Here is a 22,023-nt window from a genome sequence, read left to right as displayed (position 1 = left end):
TCAGCTGTTGATTCCAAAAAATATTTATGCTTTTGGCGCAGACTTTTTTCTTGTCTTGGAAGATCTAACTTTACCAAAAGATTTGTTGCTGATCTTACCTTTTTTGGTTTTAATATCTCCTCTACCCATAACGAATAAATTGAAGTTTGTTGATTGTTAATATAGGATGTTATCGTCCCGCAAATTAATGTAAATCTTCCAAATAGCGTAGCCTATCGACTTTACACAAATAAAAAAGCAAGAAACATAATTGTTCCTTGCTTGAATAAGTTGTGCTAACTGATTAGAGCTTATCGGATAAAGCTTTACCAGCTTTGAATTTAGCAACTTTCTTAGCTTTGATCTTGATGATCTGGCCGGTTTGTGGGTTTCTACCGTTACGTGCAGCACGTTTAGATACGGAGAAAGTACCAAAACCAACTAAAGTTACTTTACCACCTTTTTTCAGGGTATCAGCAACAGCTTTAGTGAAAGAGTCCAAAGCTTCGTTAGCTTGGGTTTTAGTGATACCTGCATCTTTAGCAAGTTTGTCGATTAATTCGGCTTTGTTCATAGTTAGTAAGATTTAACTAGTGAAAAAATGTTTGATGTGAGCAAATATAGCGCGTTTTATCAGATTACCAAATTTTTCACGTGTTTTTTATAGAAAAATTTATCGGCTGAAAAACGCTACTGGTAACGGTTACAGCAGATTGGTCACCTGATTGCTAATACTTCGGGCTTTAGCAAAAAAGCCTGAAATATAGAACAGTGGCACATTTGCTTGATATTTAGCTATAAACGGTGCTTTTGCGCAGGTATTGTGTTGGAGGGCCGACACCCCGAAAATAGTGGATTTCCTGTGGATAAGTTTAGTAAAGATGCCTTACTTAAAGGACCTCCATAACGGTTGTAAAAGCGATAAATCTATCGCCGAACTTGTCGTATCCTTTCTTCCGCAGGGCACGCTGGTGCCTGCTTTGAAAGATATTGTAGTCTTCCGCCGTAGCCGTATAGAACTGGATAGCATAGGTTGGTCCCTCGCTGTCGTCCTGCTCCAGTAGTCGGCTCATCCTGTGTTCTGTAAAAAGACCTGTTGCCATCATCTCGGGAATATGCGTTTCCCTCATCCACTTTAACCACTCTTCATTGGCTTCTGTGGCCACTTTCACTGTTATATTGTATATGATCATGAGATTATTAACGGGTTAGTTCCACGAATACCGGGCAATGATCCGAATGCTTCACGTCCTGGTAAATAGCGGCATGTTTTAACTTTTCTTTCAGGGGCTCGGTCACGTTAATATAATCAATACGCCAGCCCTTATTATTATTCCTGGCATTTGCCCGGAAACTCCACCAACTGTACTGGTGCGGGGATGTATTGAAATGGCGGAAACTATCAACAAATCCGTTTTCAAAGAAGCGGTCCATCCAGGCCCTTTCTTCCGGCAAAAAGCCTGTAGAATTCTTATTGCTCACCGGGTCATGAATGTCGATAGGCTTATGACAAATATTATAATCGCCGCATACAACCAGGTTAGGCCTTGTTTTTCTCACTTCCTGCAGGTAAGTGAAGAACTCCTCCAGCCATTGATATTTATAGGTCTGGCGCAGGTCTCCGCTTGTTCCTGAAGGGAAATAGGTATTGATCAGTGTAATATCACCGAAATCCAACCTGATAAAACGGCCTTCCAGATCACTTTGTTCATGCCCGCTTCCATATTGTACGAAATCAGGCTGAATCCTGGTCAGAACAGCCACTCCGCTGTACCCTTTCTTCTGGGCGGGGAACCAGTAATGCTCATAACCCAGCTTTTCGAATTGCTGGAAGTCAATGTTCTCCTTATGCGCTTTGATCTCTTGCAGGCAGATAATATCGGCGGGATCGGTTTGTAACCATTCTGTAAATCCTTTGGTCATAGCGGACCTCAGGCCATTTACGTTGTAGGAAATGATTCTCATGCTATTGCTTTTAACGAAAGATCACCGGTTTTTACCGGTGATCAGAACGAAATTTTAAATATCATATTCCAGGTTCGGACGAAGCCACTGTTCGGCTTCTTCTACCGTCCACCCCTTCCGGGCGGCGTAGTCTGTCACCTGGTCTTTCTCGATTTTACCCAAACCAAAGTACTTGGCTTCCGGGTTGGCAAAGTACCAGCCGCTCACGCTGGAAGCGGGGTACATGGCCAGCGATTCGGTCAGCTCAATACCTGTATTGGCGGTAGCATCCAGCATATCGAAAAGCTTATACTTCTCGGTATGATCAGGGCATGCCGGGTATCCTGGAGCAGGGCGTATTCCACTATAAGCCTCTTTAATCAGCTCTTCATTGGTGAAATGTTCGTCGGATGCATAACCCCAGAACTCTTTACGAACCCTCTCGTGCATCAGTTCTGCAAAGGCTTCTGCTAACCTGTCGGCCAGTGCTTTCAGCATAATGCTGTTATAATCGTCGTGTTCTGCTTCAAATTTCTCCAGCCATTTCTCTATGCCTATACCGGTAGTTACCGCAAAGCCTCCTATATAATCAGTATAGCCTTTCTCTGCCGGCGCAATGAAATCGGCCAGTGAGAAGTTAGGCTGCCCGGGAGCTTTCTTCAGCTGCTGGCGAAGGAATTCGAGGTTCACGATACCGCCTTTTTCAGGACTTACCTGCACGGTATCAGCTGCTGTTCTTACTGCCGGAAACAGCCCTATAACAGCGTTTGCCGTCAGCCATTTCTCTTTAATGATTTTATCGAGCAGCCCCTTTGCATCTTTATACAAGCGGGTAGCGGCTTCTCCCACTACCTCGTCCGACAGGATCTGAGGGAATTTGCCATGCAATTCCCAGGCGATAAAGAAAGGTTGCCAGTCTATATAGGCCGCAATTTCCGCCAGGTCATAAGATTCGAATTTCTTTACTCCCAGGAACTTTGGTTTAACCGGTTTGAAATTATCCCAGTCAATCGCCGATTTATTCTGCTGTGCTTCGGCAATTGGTAGGAATTGCTTGGTTTGTTTTTTATTCTTAAATGCCTCGTTCAGCTGTTGGTATTCTTTACGGATGCTTTCGAGGAAATCAGGTTTCAGGGCCTTGTTCAGGAGGCTTCCTGTTACGGTTACGCTTCGGGAGGCGTCCAGTACGTGTACCACGCCATGTTCGTATTCCTGTGCGATCTTAACAGCCGTATGCGTCCTGGAGGTAGTGGCGCCGCCAATGATCAGCGGGATATCAAAATCCTGGCGTTTCAGTTCCCGCGCCACGTGTACCATTTCGTCGAGGCTTGGAGTGATCAGGCCACTTAGTCCTATTATATCAACCTTCTCCTGCCGGGCAGTCTGCAAGATCTTTTCTGCAGGCACCATTACACCCAGGTCAATGATCTCGTACCCGTTACAGGCTAATACTACCCCTACGATGTTCTTACCGATGTCGTGTACATCGCCTTTTACAGTGGCCAGCAGTATTTTACCGGCGTTTTTGATCTCGCCGCCTTGTTCGGCCTGTATACGAAGTTTTTCCTCTTCTATATAAGGTGTAAGGATCGCTACCGACTTTTTCATTACACGGGCGCTCTTTACTACCTGTGGAAGGAACATTTTTCCGCTGCCGAACAGGTCGCCCACGATGTTCATACCAGCCATGAGGGGGCCTTCGATCACATCGAGGGGGCGTGGGTATTTTTGCCTTGCTTCTTCTGTATCCTGGTCAATATAATCAGTGATCCCGTTTACAAGCGCGTGGCTTAACCTTTCCTCTACAGTTCCCTGTCGCCATGTTTCATCCTTTTCAGTAACCTTGCCCTTGGATTTAACTGTTTCTGCAAACTGGATCAATCTTTCAGTTGCATCTTCTCTTCTGTTCAGTATGGCATCCTCACAAAGCTCACGGAGCTGCGGTTCTATATCATCATAGATCTGTAGCATACCCGCGTTAACGATACCCATGTCCATACCCGCCTTAATAGCGTGGTAGAGGAATACAGAGTGCATGGCTTCACGCACAGGTTCATTACCCCTGAAAGAGAAGGATACGTTACTTACGCCGCCGCTTACCTTAGCCAGCGGCATCAGTTCTTTGATCCGGCGGGTGGCATTGATAAACTCTACAGCGTAGTTATTATGTTCTTCTATCCCTGTTGCAATAGCAAAAATGTTAGGGTCGAAGATGATGTCCTGTGGGTCGAAACCTACTTTTTCAGTAAGGATCTTGTAGGCACGGTAGCTGAAGTTAACCCTTTTGTCTTCTGTATCAGCCTGCCCGTGTTCGTCGAAGGCCATTACCACTACCGCAGCGCCATAATCCTTGCAGATGTTGGCCTGTTCAATGAATTTGGCTTCACCTTCCTTTAAACTGATAGAGTTGACAATACATTTTCCCTGCACGCATTTCAAACCTGCCTCGATCACGGAAAATTTGCTGGAGTCGATCATAACAGGGATACGGGAGATATCCGGTTCAGCTGCCAGCAGGTTCAGGAAGGTGGTCATGGCTACTTCGCCATCGAGGAGGGCGTCATCCATGTTCACGTCCAGTATCTGGGCGCCGTTTTCTACCTGTTGCCGGGCTACCGACAGGGCTTCTTCATAATGCCCTTCCCTGATCAGCCGTGCAAATTTCTTCGATCCTGTTACGTTGGTACGTTCCCCAACGTTCAGGAAATTGGTTTCAGGCCTTACAACCAGGGGTTCGAGTCCACTCAGGCGGAGAAAGGGTTTGATCACTTTTCTTTCATTCCCGGTTGTTTCGTTCACATTATTATTGTCGATGGTCGTATTAGTTAAAGTATCGTTCATGATGACAGTAAAGCTGGTTAGATGGTGGCCGCTAATTCCGGTTTCCGACGAGGTTTGATGTTTTTTACATGTTCAGCAATATGACGGATGTGGTCTGGCGTTGTACCGCAGCAGCCACCAACGATATTAACGAACCCTGATTTTGCAAAATCTTCGATAATGCAGGCGGTGTCTTCAGGCTCCTCATCATATTCGCCAAAGGCGTTAGGTAAACCGGCGTTAGGGTAGCAGCTCACATAGCAACTGGCGATATTCGACAGCTCTTCTACATAAGGTCTCATCTGCTGACCGCCCAATGCGCAGTTCAGGCCAATAGAGAATGGGTTGGCATGCATCACGGAGATGTAGAATGCTTCAAGGGTCTGGCCACTGAGGGTACGGCCCGAAGCATCTGTGATAGTTCCCGAGATCATAATAGGCAGCATTGGCTTGCCCGATTCCCTGAAATATTTCCTGATGGCATAGATGGCGGCTTTACAGTTGAGCGTATCAAAGATGGTTTCTATAAGCAGGATATCAACCCCGCCGTCAGAAAGCCCCCTGATCTGCTCTTGGTAGGAAGCGGCTACCTCGTCGAAGTATACGGAGCGGAATCCCGGGTTATTCACATCCGGGGAGAGCGACAGCGTTTTATTCATCGGGCCGATAGCGCCGGCTACAAATCTTGGTTTGTCAGGATTTTTTGCAGTATACTCGGCAGCCGCGCGTTTGGCGATCTTCGCGGCTTCAACATTCAGCTCGTAGGCCAGTTCCTGCATGTTATAGTCGGCCATGGCAATAGAGGTACTACTGAAAGTATTGGTTTCAATAATATCCGCTCCCGCTTCCAGGTATTCTTTATGAATAGCTTCAATGATCTGCGGCTGGGTGAGGTTGAGCAAGTCGTTGTTTCCTTTAAGATCGCTGTGATAGTTGGCAAATCTGGTCCCTCTGTAATCTGCTTCCTGGAGTTTATATCTTTGGATCATGGTGCCCATAGCACCGTCAATGATCAGTATGCGCTCATTGGCGCAGTCTTGTAAAGATTTCATAATTAGCTTTGATGTTTATTAGTTACGTTTAAACACCGGGGCCGAACAATAAACAAATCCACCCCGAAGAGTTTACAAATATAACTCTTTCCCCGCTATTTTTAGGTTTTATGCCAGTTGGAGCGGGTTCCCGGGACTTCTTTTGTCTACCTATATCTTTATCTTTTAATATAGATTTTAGTTATTAATATAAAATTAATTTGGCGGTAGTCTATAAAGTCTATTATATTTGTAGGGTAATAGTAAGACATGCAACAAAGTGATAGAAATATAATGATATATATGGCCATGGCCACCCACCAGCCCTCCGCCTGCACCTCATCGAATTGCTGCTGCAATTGAGAATTTATTGTCATTAAGTTCTGCTTAACATTTATTACAACAAAACTGATTCAGATATGACAATATCAGAACACATCCATACCCTGCATAAACACCTGGCCAGCCTGGGTCTTCAACCGGTACCAACCAACAGCGGCCAGCCGGAAGTATTCAAGGTATGCTTTATCAACAAGTATGAAATGCAGCGGTGGAAAGAACTGCAACAACAATCAGAAACCAACCATACATTATTTCAGCCTTCTGCTGAGAAGGAGAAGCGCTGATCAACCTTTTTCATAACGTGGAATTACAGGTTAAACGAAGACGGGTGCTGTTGAGCACCCGTATTTTTTTGTATATAATAAAGATTATTTGTTCTGGACGTAGCTTTCAAGAGGGAGCCGGTTACTGATAGACCTTGCCAGCGTCATTTCATCGGCATATTCCAGCTCGCCGCCAAAGGCAATTCCCCTGGCAATAGTAGTGATCTTAACAGGCCAGTCTTTCAACTTTTTGGAAAGATAGTAGATGGTGGTATCTCCTTCAATGGTAGGGCTAACCGCCATAATAACCTCTTCAACACCTTGATGCTGAACGCGTTCAACCAGCGAGTGAATATTGAGCTGATCGGGTCCTATCCCGTCAACCGGCGAAATAATGCCTCCCAGCACGTGGTATAAACCATTGAATTGCTGGGTATTTTCGATGGCCATTACATCCCGGATGCTTTCGACCACGCAAACCACCTGCCGTTGCCGGGAATGATTGCTGCAGATGCCGCAGGTATCTGCGTCTGATACATTATGGCATACTTTGCAAAATTTGATCTGCTGGCGCATACGTGCAATAGCATCACTGAACTGTTGCACCTGTGCGGTATCCTGCTTTAATAAATGTAAGATCAACCTAAGGGCCGTTTTTTTACCGATACCCGGTAATTTGGCAAACTCATTTACCGCGTTTTCTATTAATGCAGACGAAAAAACCATATTACAAAGTTACTAATAATGCAGTGTACCCTGGCCTCAGATGCTGATTTTCTTAGGTACTGTCCAATACGCTTTGAGATTCACTTTCTCAATAACGATCACCCTTTCGGGTTGTCGTTTAGGATCTTTGAAGTAACTGCCCCGATCCCATTTCCCGTTGCCATTCTTATCCAACAGCAGCCTGATCTCATACTCGCCCGGTGTAATAAAGCGCTGACTCCATTTTCCGTTCACAATAGTACCTGAATATTTGATAGTCTTATCCTGTACCAGCTGCACCACGTAATGCATAGAAGTATCGTTGATGGCCTGTCTGGCGCTGTCGCTGATGTTCAGCTCCGTAACCGTGAAGATGGCATAGTCGCTGCTCTTCTTGGTCCTGAAGGCAATAGTATCCGCTTTTGCCATCTGCTGACCGGCAGTATCGGTGGCGGCGTCTTTCGGAATGATCAACCTGTATGGATTGCCCTCTTTCCATTGATAACCAATAGATAAAGAGGTTTTTGTAGAGTCCATGGTGCTGGTAAAAGTAACAGGCGTATAGGCGCTGTCTTCTCCCAGTATAATCCTGTTGCTATCCAGGTTGCGGAGCGGCAGGCTGAAGGTGAGCTTCAACGGCGCCGGCAATTCCTGCAGGCCATTATTAAGCTGAGCGGTGGCAGCGAGCTTTGGCAATTTCTTTTTCTTCTTCTCTGTGTCTTCTTCCTGCTGTACCTCCGTAGAATCCACAAACTCCGGCGCAGGCTTTATTGTACTGTCGTTTTCCATGAACAACAGCATGTTAACGCCTGAAATGTTTTTATCTTCCAGTACAATAGGAGCTTCGATGAAGGCAATCTGTTCAGAAGGCTGGCTGTATTGAAGATCCCTGTCTTCTTCTTTCAAAGCAAATATCTTGTATGTGCCCGGCGCCAGGTTCTTAAACCTGAACGAGCCATCGCCTTTCGATTTGGCGTAGTATACAGGTTTTTCCTTAGTAACGATAGAATCTTCAAGGCCACGGTATAACATTACGGCCACGTTGCTGTCGAGAGTTCCCAACTCGGCATTGATAATGGTGCCTGTCACCTGCAGGCTGTCAAGGTAGTCGCCTGTCGAAACCACGTATTGGAAATCAGGAATTGCATTCCGTTCATTGATATCCCTTACCGCATCTGCGAGGTTAAAAGTATAAGTGGTATTAGGTTTCAGCGTATCCTTGATCTCTATGGTCAGGGTATGCAACTTGGCAGTTACGATGGGTTGCCTGGCCAGGGTGGGAGATACGATCAGTTTATCGTTTACATTATCCAACTCTATATATTCATCAAAAATGAAATTCACTTTTTTACTGTCGAAATGCAGCGATGAATCCGGAGGGGTGGATTTCAGCAATACCGGCGCCAGGGTATCTTTAGGGCCGCCGCTTGGCGGAACTATATTGGCGCATCTTGTAAATAAAACCGAAACGAAAATAAACATCAGCCAGAATGTCCAGCTCCTGAAAAATTGATTCATGGAGCGAAGATAAGGAGAAAGCAGAAAGGCAAATGTGAAAATTCGTTACTGAATTGTTGTAATACTGGTCGCCAGTTTATCCCCGTTATAGAAGTTAAAAGTCTGTTTCCCGTTTTTAGGTACAGTACCCAGCCAGAGGGGGGTAATGGAGGAACTGCTCTTGTTTGCATCTGATGCGGTGGCAAAGCGCATGGTGGCGTTATTGGTGGCGTCGTCGAGCGTTGCTGCCGCCAGTTCTATCCGGGTATTATACCAGGAAGGAGGCATGGTGGCGGCTACAACTACCTGGGTACCAAAATCAGGTTGGGTAATGGTGTTATTCATGGTTTTGGCTACGCCAAACAGGCTGTCGAAAGCCTGCTGGTTGTCTACGATCCAGAACGTCAGGCTATCTGTCACCTGGATAGTGTTCTTCACAAAGTAGCCGGATAAAGGGTTTACATCCAATTGTCCGCTGGTTGTAGCGGAAACATCAAGAGTGGTATCGGTCTGGTTGATCTTCTGGTTATTTCCCCCGCAGGATGCCAGGAGGAACAATAAAACGATGGCTGAAAAGCGGTAATGCATCATGGTTTGTTTTTTAGAATAACATTATTTCCCCGGAATGGTTTTACGGCTTATGGGAATAGTTAGCGTGATGTTGCCAACAGAATGTTTTCCTGTTCCGCTCATCCACTCAGTCCGGGTTTTCTGGGTATAGCTGATAGTGGTTCTTTTGATCACGATGCCGATCCCGTAATCCATCCCTATGGTAAAATTCCGCATGTGCGTACGTTGCTGACCGGCCAGTTCTTCAAAGTTTCCGCTGGTCGACCTGAATATACCTCCCTGTAGCAAAGCATTATATGCGATAACAGAAACCTGGGGCCTGGCCATTACATAAAGCTGGAACCTGCGACTGGTAGCGGTTTTAAGATCAATATCTCCGAAGTAGGGGTTGATCAGGCCATAACGCAGGTAAGAGTACAGGGTTGCACTGGTGGTCATGGTGCCTGCTTTGGCGTCAAGCCCTCCGATCACTTCCAATGCCTTAACAGGGTTCCAGAGCATGACCTCAAAGCTGAAGTTATAGTTCAGCAGGGGAGCGTTAGGCACCTGGTTTTCCCATCCGCGGGGTGGCTGGTAGTTGATGAGGTTATGAAAGAAGGTCTGGGTTTCCCTGGCAAGCGCCCAGGGGCCCATCACTCCGAAAACGATCTCTGTCCGGAAACCATATTTTTTTATAGGATTATAAGAGCTGAGGGCATGGGTGGCGAATAAGGCGCCTGCATAATAGAAATCCTTGGGCTGGTAAGAAGTATCAGCAATTTGATTGGGGGTGATCATGATCTGCATCAGGTCCCATTCAAATACATTGATGCCATCGGCCCCCGCCTGGTGAAGCAGCCATTTATCGAGAAAAGTGGATTGCTTGTTTTTCATATACAGGTAAGCGATACTGCTGCCATTACTATATGCCCTGTCGGTTCCCCGTCCCCAGATATTGAAATAATCGTCGTCTTCAAAGATCTGCAGTTGGCGCGTTGCATCCTGTGTTACCTGTGCGGTAGCGAAAAGCGCCGGAAGGCAAAGAAGTAAACAGGATAGTAATCGCTTCATATACCAATGTTCAGGATGATCTAAATATCTTGAACGCATCTTTTTCAAGCTGCTCCCTGTGATGGGGGGATAAGTATACAACAACAAGTGAAAAATAAAATTGTTAAACAGATAACGTCAATGGATATACTTCAATTACATGAGGCTACCCCCGGTAACATTACCGATATCATTTCCCTGTTATCGGAGAGTTACAGCCAGTTCCGGCAGGTTTTAACTCCGGAAAACTGGGCAACGCTGGAAGGTAACCTGAAAGACCGCGACCGGATAACTGCGTTATTAACGGGCACGGATACATTTGTGGCGAGGATAGATGGAAGAATGACAGGAGTGGTTTTCTTAGTGCCATCAGGGAACCCAACCATATATACCCGCCCGGGAACTGGAGCCGGTTTATGGTCAGCAATATTGGCTTTATTGCATGCACTTATAAAGCCCATTTGTCCATTTCTGCTTAAAATGGCCCCTTAATTGGCTGTTACCACACATTTTTCTATATTAGCAATCAAAACCGGTATCATATCCTTTGAGGCGAGATTTGGCACATATTAATGAGCAATTGCTCATTGAAAGGTTGGCTCTTGGAGATCCCGCAGCAAAGGAGTGGTTGTATGACAAGTATGCCGGAGCACTGTACAGCATAGCATTACAGCTGGTTGTGACAGAGACTAAAGCGGCGGATGTAATAGTAAGGGTATATAATTGGGCCTTTCATCACATTGGTTCTTTCCATACTTCCGGGCATCATTCTTTATTTACCTGGTTAATGCGGAAAACCCGCGAATATGCGATACAGGAAATGATACCTGACTCGGCTTTAACAGGGGCCGAATTGATTAAACAAGAGGAAGGTATCCTGCAGAAGTTTTATCTTCTTTTACCAACCGATCAGCAACAGGTTTTTCGACTAAGTTTTTTCAAAGGATTATCAGTAGCAACGATAGCTCGTATTATGGCGCAGCCGGACGAGCAAATAAATGAAACCCTGAAGGAAGCAATGCGATCTTTCAGACAATATCTGAAAAGCAATTGGAACTAAAATTTTACATCGAAAGCGGTATCATTGAGTCTTATGTGCTGGGTCTGGCAACGGAGGAAGAGGTGTATGAATTGCAGCATATGAGGCGTTTGTATCCGGAGCTGGATACAGAAATTGATATTGTTGAACGCCGCCTGGAAAGAGCCGCGTTCGATGAGTCGCCTTTGCCTCCTATGGAGCTAAAAGACAGGGTGTTACAACGAGTTCGCTGGGAAAACGGGAATGCCTATACTGAACCGGACCCAGGCTCCAATTATACTTTTATCAATATTCACCCCCAGGACAAGAATCATATTCTTGTTCATAAATGGTGGAAGATCTTTTTCATTATTTTTTTTATCATGTCTAAGGTTTTCCTGTTCCTCGCCATTTTCTATTACCTGAAATACAGACAAACACAGGAAAACCATAGCAGCCTGCATCCTGTTTTCCAACAGGAGCAGGTAACCGCTTCGTGATGATTTTATTTTTCTTATTTTCACTTGTTGAGAATCCGGAGCACTCCAGTTAAACGTATATAAATATATATCTATATCTTTTTCAGCTTTTTGCAAGTTGTGAAGTGAATATTCATGAATATATTGAAAGTGGGATCATTGAGCGCTATCTGCTCGGCCTTACCTCTGCGCAGGAAGATGCAGAGCTTTTTGCGTTGAGGCGGGTTTACCCGATACTCGATGTTGAATTTGCCGCTGCTGAGATCAGGATTGAAAATAAGCTGGTGGAAGAAGGTGAAATGCCGCCCGTCGCGCTCGGAAGTATCATTCTCAATCGTTTTAAAACCGATGATGCCAACAATAACGGACCGGATGGAAATACCGGCAGATACCAACGTTATCATACTCCGCCCCCTAAAGATACCTATATACTTGAACCATTCTGGAAAAGACGTATGACTGTCAGTATCTGGTGGAGATGTGTGTTAATAGCAATGGTAATCATTATCATGGCATTGGCTGCCAGTACCTGGCATTTCTATCGCCAATCGACCCGCTTTGAAGATGCACTAATTAAAATAAAAGTCCAGTCGGCCGGCTCGCAGGCTCCATAACGAAATTTTCATTTGGTACGTTTCTTGTAAATGCTGAACTTGCCGAGGTATTTTGCAGTAGTACAGAACCTTTTAGGTTAACTATATGTTGAATACGTGGCAATTAAACAAACAAATACAATTCAAATGAAAAGACTTTCCTTTGCAGCACTATTTCTGGCACTGGTAGCCATTATTGCATCTTCCTGCTCTCCTAAACAAGGTGTTACTCAAGATATCAATAAAGCTGCAGTAAAAGGTAACTGGGTGCTTACTGATATTAAATATGAAGGAATCCCCGACAAAGCTAAAGTTACCGTATTCGACGAAGCGGATGCGAAATGCTTTATTGGTAGTCAATGGGTTTTACCAGACAACTATGCAATGGGTTCTTATACATTGTCATCAACTGAAAACGGTTGCAATCCTGTAACTCAAAAAATTGCATGGTCTTTAACCAAACAAGGCGGTGTAACTATGTTCGGGTTTAAAAAGCTGTACAGCGGCGATAAAGCCAAGAACGTTACCGAAGGTTACAGAGTTCAGGTTACCGGCGCAGGAAGCATCATGACCTGGAGAGCAAACGTGAATTTCGAAAATACCAACGCTGCAATTATCTACACATTACAACGCAGATAGTTGAACACGGACAAATTATTCATAACAGCCTGACGGATCTCTGTTCGTCAGGCTGTTATTTTTAAAAGCATCCTTTACCTGAATAATGGTATATTTAGAATAAACGTTTAGCATCAGAAATATGAGTACCCGGCATTCAAAAATTCAGTTCCTGGGGCATGCAAGCTTCCAGATCACCACTCCCGAGGGCCACGTCATACTTGTAGATCCATGGTATACCAATAATCCCGCGCTGCCTGAGGGGTTGAAGGTTCCCGAAAGAGTAGACCTTATCCTTATCACGCACGGACACGGAGATCACCTGGACGTAAAGCTTGCTGATATTATTCTGAACAAATCACCAAAGGTTATTGCGAACCCAATGGTCCGGCTATACCTGGAAGAAATGGCCGGCGTACCTGATCATGTGTTTGAACGAATGAATATAGGAGGCACCGTGTCATTGCTGGATGTAAAGGTTACCATGACCAACGCCTGCCATCACGCCCATATTAACCTCCCAGGTGGCAAAACCGGGTATCCGCACGCTACAAACGGGTTTATAATCTGGATGAGCGACGATGTATCTGTCTACTATTCAGGCGATACTTCCGTATTCGGAGATATGGGACTTATCGGCGAGATTTACGAACCTGATATTGCTATTTTGCCGATAGGCGACAGGTTTACCATGGGGCCACTGGAAGCGGCTTTTGCTACAAGATTGCTCAAGGTAAAACACGTAATTCCCTGCCATTATGGTAGTATGCCATCCCTGACCGGAACTCCCGAGAAACTGAAAGCGCTTACGGAAGATATTCAACGATTGGAGATCCATGTGCTAAAGCCTGGCGAAACACTGGACACCAGCCATATTCAGCCAAATAATTGGTAGTGTTTACATGTTACCTGTTCAAACCAACCGTCTACTGATTTATCCGTGCAGATTGCCACTGCTGACAGAGATCTATCTGCGGCACCCGCATGCGGCAGATAAATTGTCTGCAACGTTGCCAGACAACTGGCCCCAACAGGAGCTGCGGGAGATGCTGCCGCATTTCATCGAACTGCTGCAGCACGATCCAAGATCTTTTCCCTGGCTGATGTGGATCATTGTCAATAAAGAGATGAAGATGGTAATAGGGGAAGTAGGCTTTAAAGGAAGGCCGGACGAAAACGGCGTGATAGAGATTGGTTATTCCCTGCTTCCGCAGTACCAGCGGAACGGTTACATGAAAGAAGCGGCTACCGCATTGGTGCAATGGGCCTTCGGGCAACCTGAAGTAAAAAAACTGGTTGCCGAAAGTCATTTATCCAACATCGGTTCCATTAAGGTATTAACGGCATTGGGAATGAAAGCTACCGGCATTGATGGAGAAATGCAATACTGGGAGCTTATAAACCGGCGTACTAATCTGCCAGGTTCTGTCGCGCAAACTTGATGAACAGTTGGCAAAGCTTGTCCTGCAACCCCTGCAGGTAAATAAAGTGCAGCTTTCTTACCAGCTTGAAATTCTTTATAGGGATGATCTTGAATTCACCTGCTTCCAGTTCCCGTTGTACTGCCTGCAACGATATAAAGGCCGCACAGGGCGAGTGATGGAGGTATGATTTGATGCTCTCGGAACTTCCCATATACATGGCAACATTCAGATCAGTTATCTTTAGTTTAAGTCTTTTCAGTTCTTCGGTAATTACCTCCAGGGTACCCGATCCATGTTCACGCATCAAAAGCGGGATAGACTTCAGATCGGCTGCCGACAAGGGTTCTCCGTTGCCATAGGTATGCCCTGAATTGCCTACCAGCACAATCTCATCTTTCGCAAACTCAACATATTTCAGCAGCGGATTCCTGGAACTGCCTTCAATAATGCCTAGCTGTATCGACTTTTCAAAAAGCGCCTGTTCTATCTGTTCGGTATTGCCGTTGATGAGAGAGGTTTTTACATCAGGGTACCGTTGGTTGAACTTTGCCAGTACAGGAGGTAACAGGTATTGGGCGATCGTAGAGCTGGCGCCGATGGGCAAAATACCGCCCTGCATATGTTTTAGCTGGTTTACATCGTATTCCAGGTTCCGGTAATCAGTGAAGATGATCTCGGCATGATGCAATACGAGCAAACCAGCTCTTGTAAGTTTTATCTTATTGCCTATCCGTTCAAACAGCGCCATGCCCAGTTGCTGTTCCAGCTCGTGTATATGCTTGGTTACAGCGGGTTGGGAAATATATAATTCTTCTGCAGCTTTTGTGAAGCTTAATCGTTTGGCAACGGTATAAAATACCTTTAGTCTGAAATCGAACATGCAATAAAAATACAAAATCCCTAGATGTCTGGGCCCGTAAAACCAAAGTAACGGTAAATAGACTGTCCTCTTTCACTCAGCATAAAATCCAGGAAGTCTTTTGCCGCCTGTGGATGCGGAGCGCTTTTCAGGATACCCGCCCAGTAGGAGGCGTGAATATTATGCTGCTCCGGCACCGGCACAATGTCAACGGGGTGCTTCAATAGCAGCTGGTAATGCGCTTCTGTATACCATACGGGGCCGGCATCAGATTGCCTGTACATTATGCGCATAGGCGTTTCCCGGTGATGGATCTTTGTGAGCCAGGTAGATCCCTGCTTTACTTTGGTATCCATGATTGCCTGTTTCAGGGAGTTGCCGCCGGCTTTAATGTAAGCTTCTTCTATCCGTTTCCCTATGCCTTCCCAGGCGGGGTTGGGCATGCTCACCTGCACGTTGGCAGCGCCCAGGTCGGTCAATCCTTTGATCTTTTTAGGATTGCCTTTCTGTACCATGATGGCCAGTTTGTTGCCTGCATAGTTCTTTACTAGTGAGAAACTGTCTTTCAACTGGTCTATCCTGCCTTTGCCGGCGGTATAGATATCTGGTTTGATGTCTATCCTCATATTTCCCATTACCAGGCTGCCGGTTAATATCTGTTGTGCAAGAATGCCGGGAGGCAATGTTTCTGCAAATACACGCTGGTATTGGGGATATGCTTTCTTGAAATCGTGGATCAGCGAATCGATGACCATAAATTGATTGCCGGCAAAGAAAACAACCAGCTGCGGATCAATAATATCGCCATAGAGGTCGGGTGCATTGTCTACTCCCGGAACTGTAAAGTGCACTCCTGCAGCCGGCGGCTCGTTCCAGGGCGGATCAAACCGGTGATCCTGCGCGTTAACCGCCAGGGCGGCAAGTATGAAGATGAATATTCCTGTGATCTTTTTCATGATTTTCGTTTAAGGGTGTACGTAGGCCCAGCCTTCGGCCTGTTTGATGATCAGTTCTCCGTTGCCACTGGGTGTGAACTGGATGAAAGGAAACAACTCTTCTTTGGAGATATTCCTTTCCCTGAGGGTATTCTCGCATTCTACCAGTATTACTCCTTTATCTTTCAACTCCTGCAACAGCGATTCATAGGGATGGTCTTTTTTGTAAGCGGTAACACCGCCGCCATGGGCTACCAGTTCAATAGTTACTTTCCCTTTTAAACGCGGGTCTTCCAGGGCATTCTTGATATTTCGCAGCGTATTCCTGATAGTCTTGTCATCGTCACTGTTTAGCTGGTATACAGCTTTGTATTTGGAGGTACGTTGGCTCATCGCCTGTGGCAGGGCAAATACAAAACAGCAGATACACAGCAGTGCAAATTTTTTTAAGTTCATGGTCAGTTCTTTTTAAAAGGTCCGTATTTATGTTGTTCTTCTGTCAGGTTATCGGCATAAGGCCCGAATGGGAAATCGACAGGTTTTTGTTTGATATCTTTCCAGTCGGCCGTCTGGTCTTTATGCGGCCGGGGCTGTGAGTTTACGAAGGCGGCAACATCCCAGGCTTCCTCGTCTTTCAGCACCGGGGCCGTATAGTCGGTACCGTAAGGCATGTTATATTTTACATAACCTGCAAACTTCGACAGCCTGTAAAGTCCTGCTCCATCGTTGTAACTTTCAGGTCCCCACAGTGGCGGGTATACGAATGCAATGCCTTCTGCATCCTTTACTCCCTCGCCATGTGCCCCATGGCAGCTCTGGCACTGTTGGCGATATACTTTAGCGCCGTTTTCAGGGTTGGCGGGCCTAGACATGAAAGGTAGCGATTTGATGCCGCTTCCCTTAGGCTTTTCGCCTTTTGTTACTCCGCTGCCTACCCATTCTATATAATCCCTGATGGCCATCATTTCGCGGCTGGCCGTATCGGGCGCTTTACCGTTCAGGCTTCGTTCAAAACAATCGCTGATCCTTTTGTAAAGCGTTTCAACGCTGTTGGAGCGGGCCCTGAATTTTGGATAGGTAACAGCAGCCAGGCTGTAGTTGTTGCCAAATGGTTTGGTGCCGGCTTCGAGGTGGCAATTCTGGCAGTTCATTCCATTGCTGATCTTTAAAACGCTTCCTTTAGGTCCCAGGTATTGAGCGGTTTGTCGGATCAGCGACTGGCCGTAAAGGATACTTTCTCCTTTGGGGCCGGCGGGAATGCTTTTGGCTGGCGGCGGTTGCCACAGCGGGTCGCCTGGCGCCGCCGCGGCAACAGTGGTTCCCTGGTTGGGCGGGTGATCCGGGATCATCAATAAGAATGTTTCAATCCCGGTTACTAATCCCAAAAGTACCAGGCAACAGAGTACACCGGAAATGATCCGTTTGTAACGTTGAATTTTCGTGGTTTCCATCGTGAATTACAGGTTGGTGATATGTTGCAAAAGTAGATGGGTATTGCCTTTGAGGCAAATTACTTATAACTATCACCTATAACAAATGGTTATAACTATAGCGTTGTGAACGAATTTTGAAATTAATAGAATAGTAAAAAAAGTGGTCGATTTTTAGATTAAGCGGGGAATAGGATGGAGGAGCGGCAAAAAAAAGCACCCGCGTTGTTGCGGGTGCTTTGAAAGAATAAGGTAATTGTGGTGTCAGGCTTTTTTCTTGCCAGCGTTTTTATTGTTCGCCTTATAACGCATATCAGGAGTGCCGTCTTTCTTGGTAGGACCAGCAGGGGCAGCTGCCTGTTTATTTTCTTTGAACCTTCTGTCAGGCGTTCCGTCTTTCTTCAGTTTGGAAGCAGATGCAGTAGCAGCGGCTTCTTTCTTCTCTGCTTTCTTTTCAGCTTTTTCGGCTTTCTTTTCAGTTTTAGCTGCAGCTTTGGTTTCTTTCTTGGAGTTGTCGGGTGTTTGAGCCATGGTAACGCTAACGCCCATGATCAACGCCAACAAACCAGTGAGTAGCTTTTTCATAATGAATATGTTTTATGAAAAATTAAGCATTTTTTTCATTTGTTAAACCTGCCAGCCCGCTTTTTAAGCTATATTTAATTCTTCTCTACCCACATGCCATTCTCCCTGATCAGGTTGATGAGTTCTGCTACGGCTACATCGCTGTTCAATCCTCTCTTTACTATCTCTTTTCCTTTGTAGAGGGTGATTTTTCCTACTCCGCTGCCTACATAGCCGAAGTCGGCATCCGCCATCTCGCCGGGCCCGTTTACGATACAGCCCATAATGGCGATCTTCACGCCTTTCAGGTGATGGGTTACGGCCCTGATACGTGCAGTGGTTTCCTGCAGGTCGAACAGGGTACGGCCGCAGGAAGGACAACTGATATATTCAGTTTTTGATATCCTCGTCCTGGTAGCCTGTAGTATTCCGAATGCGATGTTATTAAGCACGGCTGCATCTTCCTTGGTTGCAGGGTTGTTGGTGAGCCACAGCCCATCGCCGAAGCCGTCGAGCAGCAATGCGCCTGTTTCTACGGCATGATGTATCAGGTGTTCGTCTGCAGTTGCCTGTTGGCTGATGCCGTGAACAATAACAGGCGAAGCAATATGTTTTTCTTCCAGGAGAATGAACAGGCGCCTGATGGCGGCCATAGCCATGCTGCCTGTAGCCTCGGCTACCAGAACAGTTTGGGCCGCTGTTTTTGCATCCGCCAGTTTGGTGAATAAGGCTTCATTTTCCGGCGCCTGCAATGCCAGGCAATCAACTTTTACGAAGTTGACAGCTGCTGTTTCGCCGGCTGCGTTATAAGATGCTGCGTCAAACAGTGGAAGGGCGGCGCTCTTATCTGCCAGCGTCTTCCAGTTATCTGCCTTCGTGATCACTCTTAATGTACCAGGTAATGCAAAAGCCGGCAAAGTATCTGTAAAGATATAATCGGCAGCCGCATCCCCGATATTCCATTTATCCGTAGGTTCGTCGTAGTTATAACCAATAGCCGCCAGGTCTGCCGGTTGCAGCGCGGCAAACCGGCTGTAGTCAGCCACTACTACAGGAACCTGTTTGTCGCCCAGGTTTTCGGTCGCAATGGTTGCCCGGCGTTTATACTCGAAAGGAGAATAAGAAATGTTTTCTACCGGCTGCAACTTCGTTTGGTCGTTGCGGTTAGTATACCGTTTTACGATGTCTTTACATACCGGCAGCTCAAATTCAGGATCTTCTGTCAGGGAAACCCGGATGGTGTCGCCGATCCCGTCTTCCAGCAATGTACCTATTCCGATAGCGGATTTAATACGGCCGTCTTCTCCATCGCCGGCTTCCGTAACGCCAAGGTGCAAAGGATAGCAGTGGCCCAGCTCCTGTTGCATGGTATGTACCAGCAGGCGGTAAGCCTGCACCATTACCTGTGGGTTGCTGGCTTTCATACTCAGAACGATATTGCGGTAACGGAGGTCTTCTGCAATACGGAGGAATTCCATTGCGCTTTCTACCATGCCCATCGGGGTATCGCCATACCGGCTCATAATGCGGTCGCTCAACGAACCGTGGTTGGTTCCTATACGCATTGCTGTTCCATGTTCCTGGCAGATCTTTACCAGTGGGGTGAAACGTTCACGTATCCTGTCTATTTCTTCCTGGTATTCGCTATCTGTATATTCCAGCTGCTCAAATTTCTTTTTATCTACATAATTGCCCGGGTTGATCCTCACCTTTTCTACTATACGTGCGGCAATTTCTGCGGCATTCGGCGTAAAATGTATATCTGCTACCAACGGGGTATGATACCCCTGCTGGCGTAAAGCTTGTTTGATTGCTAGCAGGTTTTCAGCTTCCTTTTTGCTGGGAGCCGTAATACGTACCAGTTCAGCACCCGCTTCGATGCAACGGATAGCCTGGGCAACAGTGGCCGCTGTATCCATCGTGTCGGTAGTGGTCATTGTTTGTATCCTGATAGGATGGTTATTTCCAATGAGCAGATCACCGACCTTTACTTCGAGCGTTTCCAGTCGTTTGTATTCTGTAAGAGAGTTGCAATAATGTTGCATAGATTTTTTTCTGTTTTCCTGCGGAAGCAAAGTTAATAAACCTATCTGGTCTTAAATCATAATAAATTCCACGAACGGCACCCGCCAGGCAGTATAAATACTGTATTTTTGAACATTCTTATGTTAATTAACAAACATATAGATATTCCTTATCAGCACCTGCCCCAACAAGGTCAATTTGGAGTAGCGCCCTTTGAGGCTTTTAAGGGAGAATACAGCAATCTCCCTCATCGCCACGATTATTTCCAGATCATTTGGTTCATAAGGGGTAAAGGCCGGCATATGGTAGATTTTGTCTGGTACGAAGTACAGGATGATATGATCTTCCTGCTGCGGCCAGGCCAGGTACACCAGATCGATGATTCGGGAAGCCAGGGCTATAGCCTTTATTTTACTGAACAGTTCTATTTCACCAACCGGCAGGATAGGGAAACCCTTTTCGATTTTACTACCCTGTTCGATTCCTGGCAGGGGTATAGCCCTATATGCCTGAACACCACAGCCAGCGAATCCCTGAAAGGGCTTGTAGAACTCATCCTGCGGGAACAGAACAACCTGGATGACCATAGTTACGGCATCAAGAAGCATTACCTGAGCGCTTTCCTGCTGCTGACCGAGCGCGAGAAATTACGCAATTCGGAAGGTCATTTGCTTCCGGGAACTTACGATGCAAGAGTGGTGCAGCTCCGCCGGCTGCTTGAGCAGCAGTTCCGCACCGAACACCAGGTTGCCTATTACGCGGCGGCTTTTTCATTAACTCCTAAAAGGCTCAACGAGATCACCAAGGAATTTACCGGAAGAACTGTAACAGAACTGCTTCACGACAGGATCATACTGGAAGCGAAGCGGCAACTTTCTTTCAGTCACCGAAGCATTAAGGAGATCTGTTATGAGCTTGGATTTGAAGACCCTGCCTATTTCAGCCGTTTTTTCAGGAATAATACAGGGATCTCCCCACAGGAATTCAGGGACATCATGTTCAAATAGTACAAGTGAATAGGCTTATTGTCCTAACGGCGGCCAACGGCTACCGGTATCTTTGCAGATTGTTTTTGCAAGGCGCTAACCCGTTTCCTCCTTCAAAAGACATAATGAAATGCTATAATTCTGTACGAAAAATAACTGTGTGTTTAAACCGGGAAGCAAGCCGAATAGCGACCAGACCAGGGATTAGTAAGGAAGCTTGCTTCCTATATATTTAAAACGGTAAAGAGAATTGTTACACCAGTAACAGTTTGTAGGTTTAGGTAAAATAGCCGGAATACTCCTATTCCGGCTTTCTTATGCCCAAACCATGGGATATGGGGCTTTGACTTTTCTTTTCAAAACTGACTGCAATTTGTTTTTCAATAGCTGTCGTTGAAGTGCGGAGATCCTGTCCAGGTACAATTTTCCCTGCAGGTGATCGTATTCGTGCTGGATGGCTCTTGCAGTTTCTCCGTGAAACGTTCCACTATGTTCATGAAAGGCCTCGTCCTGCCAGGTTACCTGTACTGTATTCGACCTGCTCACCTGTTGGGTAATACCAGGAATGCTTAAACATCCTTCACTGTCTGTAACCAGGTCGGCGCTGTAATGAAGGATGCGTGGATTGATGAAAACGCCTGTATGGTCGGGCGTCTCAATCAGGAATAATTGCAAAGAGCGGTTTACCTGGGGCGCAGCCAGCCCGGCCCCTCTTGCATTGATCAATGTTGCACGCATATCCTCGATCAACTGCTGCAATCCTGCTGTTGTTCGTTCGACCGGGGCGCCCACTTTGCGAAGCACGTCGGCGCCATATCCGACAATTGGTAGTATCATTTTTTTACCCAAAGTAAACAGTTGAAAAGGGGAGGAAATTGTAAATTTTAGACAACTCTGTTTTACCTTTAATCT

The 22,023-nt window shown here is 46.0% G+C and carries 26 protein-coding genes; 9 read left to right on the top strand and 17 right to left on the bottom strand.

The annotated features are described in order from the left end of the window. Positions 1 to 24: 24 nt before the first annotated feature. The 6 genes from BLV62_RS24780 to BLV62_RS24755 form a co-directional block, all read right to left on the bottom strand. Entirely contained in the window at positions 25 to 129 is a 105-nt protein-coding gene (locus BLV62_RS24780) for a 30S ribosomal protein THX (protein ID WP_089765291.1), read from the bottom strand. A 154-nt stretch (positions 130 to 283) separates the two neighbouring features. Continuing rightward, positions 284 to 553: an HU family DNA-binding protein gene (locus BLV62_RS24775; RefSeq protein ID WP_012788562.1), complete on the bottom strand. Its 270-nt coding sequence runs from the start codon at positions 551 to 553 to the stop codon at positions 284 to 286. Between the two features lie 316 nt (positions 554 to 869). Further along, positions 870 to 1,172 carry a DUF4286 family protein gene (locus BLV62_RS24770; RefSeq protein WP_089765289.1) on the bottom strand — a complete coding sequence of 101 codons (303 nt, stop codon included), beginning with the start codon at positions 1,170 to 1,172 and terminating at the stop codon, positions 870 to 872. 7 nt (positions 1,173 to 1,179) lie between these two features. Then, positions 1,180 to 1,944 (bottom strand): exodeoxyribonuclease III, encoded by a 765-nt coding sequence (locus BLV62_RS24765; protein WP_089765287.1) that lies wholly within the window; start codon positions 1,942 to 1,944, stop codon positions 1,180 to 1,182. Positions 1,945 to 1,998: 54 nt separating this feature from the next. After that, positions 1,999 to 4,764: a methionine synthase gene (metH, locus tag BLV62_RS24760; protein WP_089765285.1), complete on the bottom strand. Its 2,766-nt coding sequence runs from the start codon at positions 4,762 to 4,764 to the stop codon at positions 1,999 to 2,001. Between the two features lie 17 nt (positions 4,765 to 4,781). Then, positions 4,782 to 5,795: a homocysteine S-methyltransferase family protein gene (locus BLV62_RS24755; RefSeq protein ID WP_089765283.1), complete on the bottom strand. Its 1,014-nt coding sequence runs from the start codon at positions 5,793 to 5,795 to the stop codon at positions 4,782 to 4,784. Positions 5,796 to 6,193: 398 nt separating this feature from the next. On the opposite strand from BLV62_RS24755, the gene BLV62_RS24745 reads away from it, so the two are divergent. Further along, positions 6,194 to 6,400: a hypothetical protein gene (locus BLV62_RS24745; RefSeq protein ID WP_089765279.1), complete on the top strand. Its 207-nt coding sequence runs from the start codon at positions 6,194 to 6,196 to the stop codon at positions 6,398 to 6,400. 84 nt (positions 6,401 to 6,484) lie between these two features. On the opposite strand, the gene recR is transcribed toward BLV62_RS24745, so the two are convergent. From recR to BLV62_RS24725, 4 genes are read right to left on the bottom strand one after another with little or no spacing between them, the layout of a single operon-like run. Next, positions 6,485 to 7,105, bottom strand: a complete 621-nt coding sequence (gene recR / locus BLV62_RS24740; protein WP_089765277.1) for a recombination mediator RecR — start codon at positions 7,103 to 7,105, stop codon at positions 6,485 to 6,487. Between the two features lie 36 nt (positions 7,106 to 7,141). After that, complete coding sequence (locus BLV62_RS24735) at positions 7,142 to 8,602, bottom strand: Ig-like domain-containing protein (RefSeq protein WP_089765275.1); 1,461 nt, start codon at positions 8,600 to 8,602, stop codon at positions 7,142 to 7,144. A gap of 45 nt (positions 8,603 to 8,647) precedes the next feature. Further along, complete coding sequence (locus BLV62_RS24730; protein ID WP_089765273.1) at positions 8,648 to 9,172, bottom strand: hypothetical protein; 525 nt, start codon at positions 9,170 to 9,172, stop codon at positions 8,648 to 8,650. Positions 9,173 to 9,193: 21 nt separating this feature from the next. Then, entirely contained in the window at positions 9,194 to 10,201 is a 1,008-nt protein-coding gene (locus BLV62_RS24725; RefSeq protein ID WP_168927979.1) for a lipid A deacylase LpxR family protein, read from the bottom strand. Positions 10,202 to 10,321: 120 nt separating this feature from the next. Between BLV62_RS24725 and BLV62_RS24720 the strand changes: the two genes are divergently transcribed. The 7 genes from BLV62_RS24720 to BLV62_RS24690 all read left to right on the top strand — a co-directional run bounded on the left by BLV62_RS24720 (position 10,322) and on the right by BLV62_RS24690 (position 14,330). Then, entirely contained in the window at positions 10,322 to 10,672 is a 351-nt protein-coding gene (locus BLV62_RS24720; protein WP_089765270.1) for a hypothetical protein, read from the top strand. A 55-nt stretch (positions 10,673 to 10,727) separates the two neighbouring features. Next, positions 10,728 to 11,240, top strand: a complete 513-nt coding sequence (locus BLV62_RS24715) for an RNA polymerase sigma factor (protein ID WP_089765268.1) — start codon at positions 10,728 to 10,730, stop codon at positions 11,238 to 11,240. Next, positions 11,231 to 11,698, top strand: coding sequence for a hypothetical protein (locus BLV62_RS24710; protein ID WP_089765266.1), 468 nt, complete (start codon positions 11,231 to 11,233; stop codon positions 11,696 to 11,698). Before BLV62_RS24715 ends, BLV62_RS24710 begins: the two co-directional genes overlap by 10 nt. 104 nt (positions 11,699 to 11,802) lie before the next feature. Continuing rightward, positions 11,803 to 12,291, top strand: a complete 489-nt coding sequence (locus tag BLV62_RS24705; RefSeq protein ID WP_089765263.1) for a hypothetical protein — start codon at positions 11,803 to 11,805, stop codon at positions 12,289 to 12,291. A gap of 126 nt (positions 12,292 to 12,417) precedes the next feature. Then, positions 12,418 to 12,909, top strand: a complete 492-nt coding sequence (locus BLV62_RS24700) for a lipocalin family protein (RefSeq protein ID WP_089765261.1) — start codon at positions 12,418 to 12,420, stop codon at positions 12,907 to 12,909. Between the two features lie 121 nt (positions 12,910 to 13,030). Next, entirely contained in the window at positions 13,031 to 13,783 is a 753-nt protein-coding gene (locus BLV62_RS24695; protein WP_089765259.1) for a metal-dependent hydrolase, read from the top strand. Between the two features lie 52 nt (positions 13,784 to 13,835). Continuing rightward, complete coding sequence (locus tag BLV62_RS24690) at positions 13,836 to 14,330, top strand: GNAT family N-acetyltransferase (RefSeq protein WP_168927980.1); 495 nt, start codon at positions 13,836 to 13,838, stop codon at positions 14,328 to 14,330. Here the strand turns inward: BLV62_RS24690 and BLV62_RS24685 are convergent. The 6 genes from BLV62_RS24685 to ispG form a co-directional block, all read right to left on the bottom strand. After that, positions 14,299 to 15,192: a LysR family transcriptional regulator gene (locus BLV62_RS24685; protein ID WP_089765256.1), complete on the bottom strand. Its 894-nt coding sequence runs from the start codon at positions 15,190 to 15,192 to the stop codon at positions 14,299 to 14,301. The genes BLV62_RS24690 and BLV62_RS24685 overlap by 32 nt on opposite strands. A 20-nt stretch (positions 15,193 to 15,212) precedes the next feature. Beyond that, positions 15,213 to 16,127, bottom strand: a complete 915-nt coding sequence (locus BLV62_RS24680; RefSeq protein WP_089765254.1) for a molybdate ABC transporter substrate-binding protein — start codon at positions 16,125 to 16,127, stop codon at positions 15,213 to 15,215. A gap of 9 nt (positions 16,128 to 16,136) precedes the next feature. Next, complete coding sequence (locus BLV62_RS24675; RefSeq protein WP_089765253.1) at positions 16,137 to 16,562, bottom strand: DsrE family protein; 426 nt, start codon at positions 16,560 to 16,562, stop codon at positions 16,137 to 16,139. A 2-nt stretch (positions 16,563 to 16,564) separates the two neighbouring features. Further along, positions 16,565 to 17,557, bottom strand: coding sequence for a c-type cytochrome (locus tag BLV62_RS24670; protein WP_089765251.1), 993 nt, complete (start codon positions 17,555 to 17,557; stop codon positions 16,565 to 16,567). A gap of 243 nt (positions 17,558 to 17,800) precedes the next feature. Further along, on the bottom strand, positions 17,801 to 18,121 hold the full coding sequence (locus tag BLV62_RS24665) for a hypothetical protein (protein WP_089765249.1): 321 nt from the start codon (positions 18,119 to 18,121) through the stop codon (positions 17,801 to 17,803). 74 nt (positions 18,122 to 18,195) lie between these two features. After that, complete coding sequence (gene ispG / locus BLV62_RS24660; protein WP_089765306.1) at positions 18,196 to 20,145, bottom strand: (E)-4-hydroxy-3-methylbut-2-enyl-diphosphate synthase; 1,950 nt, start codon at positions 20,143 to 20,145, stop codon at positions 18,196 to 18,198. A 120-nt stretch (positions 20,146 to 20,265) separates the two neighbouring features. Here ispG and BLV62_RS24655 point away from each other — a divergent pair, with 120 nt between their 5' ends. Further along, positions 20,266 to 21,132, top strand: a complete 867-nt coding sequence (locus BLV62_RS24655) for a helix-turn-helix domain-containing protein (protein WP_089765247.1) — start codon at positions 20,266 to 20,268, stop codon at positions 21,130 to 21,132. 294 nt (positions 21,133 to 21,426) lie between these two features. Here BLV62_RS24655 and def read toward each other — a convergent pair whose 3' ends face one another. Beyond that, positions 21,427 to 21,948 carry a peptide deformylase gene (gene def, locus BLV62_RS24650; RefSeq protein ID WP_089765246.1) on the bottom strand — a complete coding sequence of 174 codons (522 nt, stop codon included), beginning with the start codon at positions 21,946 to 21,948 and terminating at the stop codon, positions 21,427 to 21,429. Positions 21,949 to 22,023 lie beyond the last annotated feature (75 nt).

This window comes from Chitinophaga terrae (ex Kim and Jung 2007) (assembly GCF_900107795.1).
GTDB lineage: Bacteria > Bacteroidota > Bacteroidia > Chitinophagales > Chitinophagaceae > Chitinophaga > Chitinophaga terrae.
The sequence above is the reverse complement of the archived record's forward strand: the minus strand, read 5'-3'. Positions and strand labels throughout refer to the sequence as shown.

Bases quoted from the DNA above. Each gene is read 5' to 3' on its own strand.
- BLV62_RS24780 (WP_089765291.1), bottom strand. From the start codon at position 129: ATGGGTAGAGGAGATATTAAAACCAAAAAAGGTAAGATCAGCAACAAA.
- BLV62_RS24775 (WP_012788562.1), bottom strand. From the start codon at position 553: ATGAACAAAGCCGAATTAATCGACAAACTTGCTAAAGATGCAGGTATC.
- BLV62_RS24770 (WP_089765289.1), bottom strand. From the start codon at position 1,172: ATGATCATATACAATATAACAGTGAAAGTGGCCACAGAAGCCAATGAA.
- BLV62_RS24765 (WP_089765287.1), bottom strand. From the start codon at position 1,944: ATGAGAATCATTTCCTACAACGTAAATGGCCTGAGGTCCGCTATGACC.
- metH (WP_089765285.1), bottom strand. From the start codon at position 4,764: ATGAACGATACTTTAACTAATACGACCATCGACAATAATAATGTGAAC.
- BLV62_RS24755 (WP_089765283.1), bottom strand. From the start codon at position 5,795: ATGAAATCTTTACAAGACTGCGCCAATGAGCGCATACTGATCATTGAC.
- BLV62_RS24745 (WP_089765279.1), top strand. From the start codon at position 6,194: ATGACAATATCAGAACACATCCATACCCTGCATAAACACCTGGCCAGC.
- recR (WP_089765277.1), bottom strand. From the start codon at position 7,105: ATGGTTTTTTCGTCTGCATTAATAGAAAACGCGGTAAATGAGTTTGCC.
- BLV62_RS24735 (WP_089765275.1), bottom strand. From the start codon at position 8,602: ATGAATCAATTTTTCAGGAGCTGGACATTCTGGCTGATGTTTATTTTC.
- BLV62_RS24730 (WP_089765273.1), bottom strand. From the start codon at position 9,172: ATGATGCATTACCGCTTTTCAGCCATCGTTTTATTGTTCCTCCTGGCA.
- BLV62_RS24725 (WP_168927979.1), bottom strand. From the start codon at position 10,201: ATGAAGCGATTACTATCCTGTTTACTTCTTTGCCTTCCGGCGCTTTTC.
- BLV62_RS24720 (WP_089765270.1), top strand. From the start codon at position 10,322: ATGGATATACTTCAATTACATGAGGCTACCCCCGGTAACATTACCGAT.
- BLV62_RS24700 (WP_089765261.1), top strand. From the start codon at position 12,418: ATGAAAAGACTTTCCTTTGCAGCACTATTTCTGGCACTGGTAGCCATT.
- BLV62_RS24695 (WP_089765259.1), top strand. From the start codon at position 13,031: ATGAGTACCCGGCATTCAAAAATTCAGTTCCTGGGGCATGCAAGCTTC.
- BLV62_RS24685 (WP_089765256.1), bottom strand. From the start codon at position 15,192: ATGTTCGATTTCAGACTAAAGGTATTTTATACCGTTGCCAAACGATTA.
- BLV62_RS24680 (WP_089765254.1), bottom strand. From the start codon at position 16,127: ATGAAAAAGATCACAGGAATATTCATCTTCATACTTGCCGCCCTGGCG.
- BLV62_RS24675 (WP_089765253.1), bottom strand. From the start codon at position 16,562: ATGAACTTAAAAAAATTTGCACTGCTGTGTATCTGCTGTTTTGTATTT.
- BLV62_RS24670 (WP_089765251.1), bottom strand. From the start codon at position 17,557: ATGGAAACCACGAAAATTCAACGTTACAAACGGATCATTTCCGGTGTA.
- BLV62_RS24665 (WP_089765249.1), bottom strand. From the start codon at position 18,121: ATGAAAAAGCTACTCACTGGTTTGTTGGCGTTGATCATGGGCGTTAGC.
- ispG (WP_089765306.1), bottom strand. From the start codon at position 20,145: ATGCAACATTATTGCAACTCTCTTACAGAATACAAACGACTGGAAACG.
- BLV62_RS24655 (WP_089765247.1), top strand. From the start codon at position 20,266: ATGTTAATTAACAAACATATAGATATTCCTTATCAGCACCTGCCCCAA.
- def (WP_089765246.1), bottom strand. From the start codon at position 21,948: ATGATACTACCAATTGTCGGATATGGCGCCGACGTGCTTCGCAAAGTG.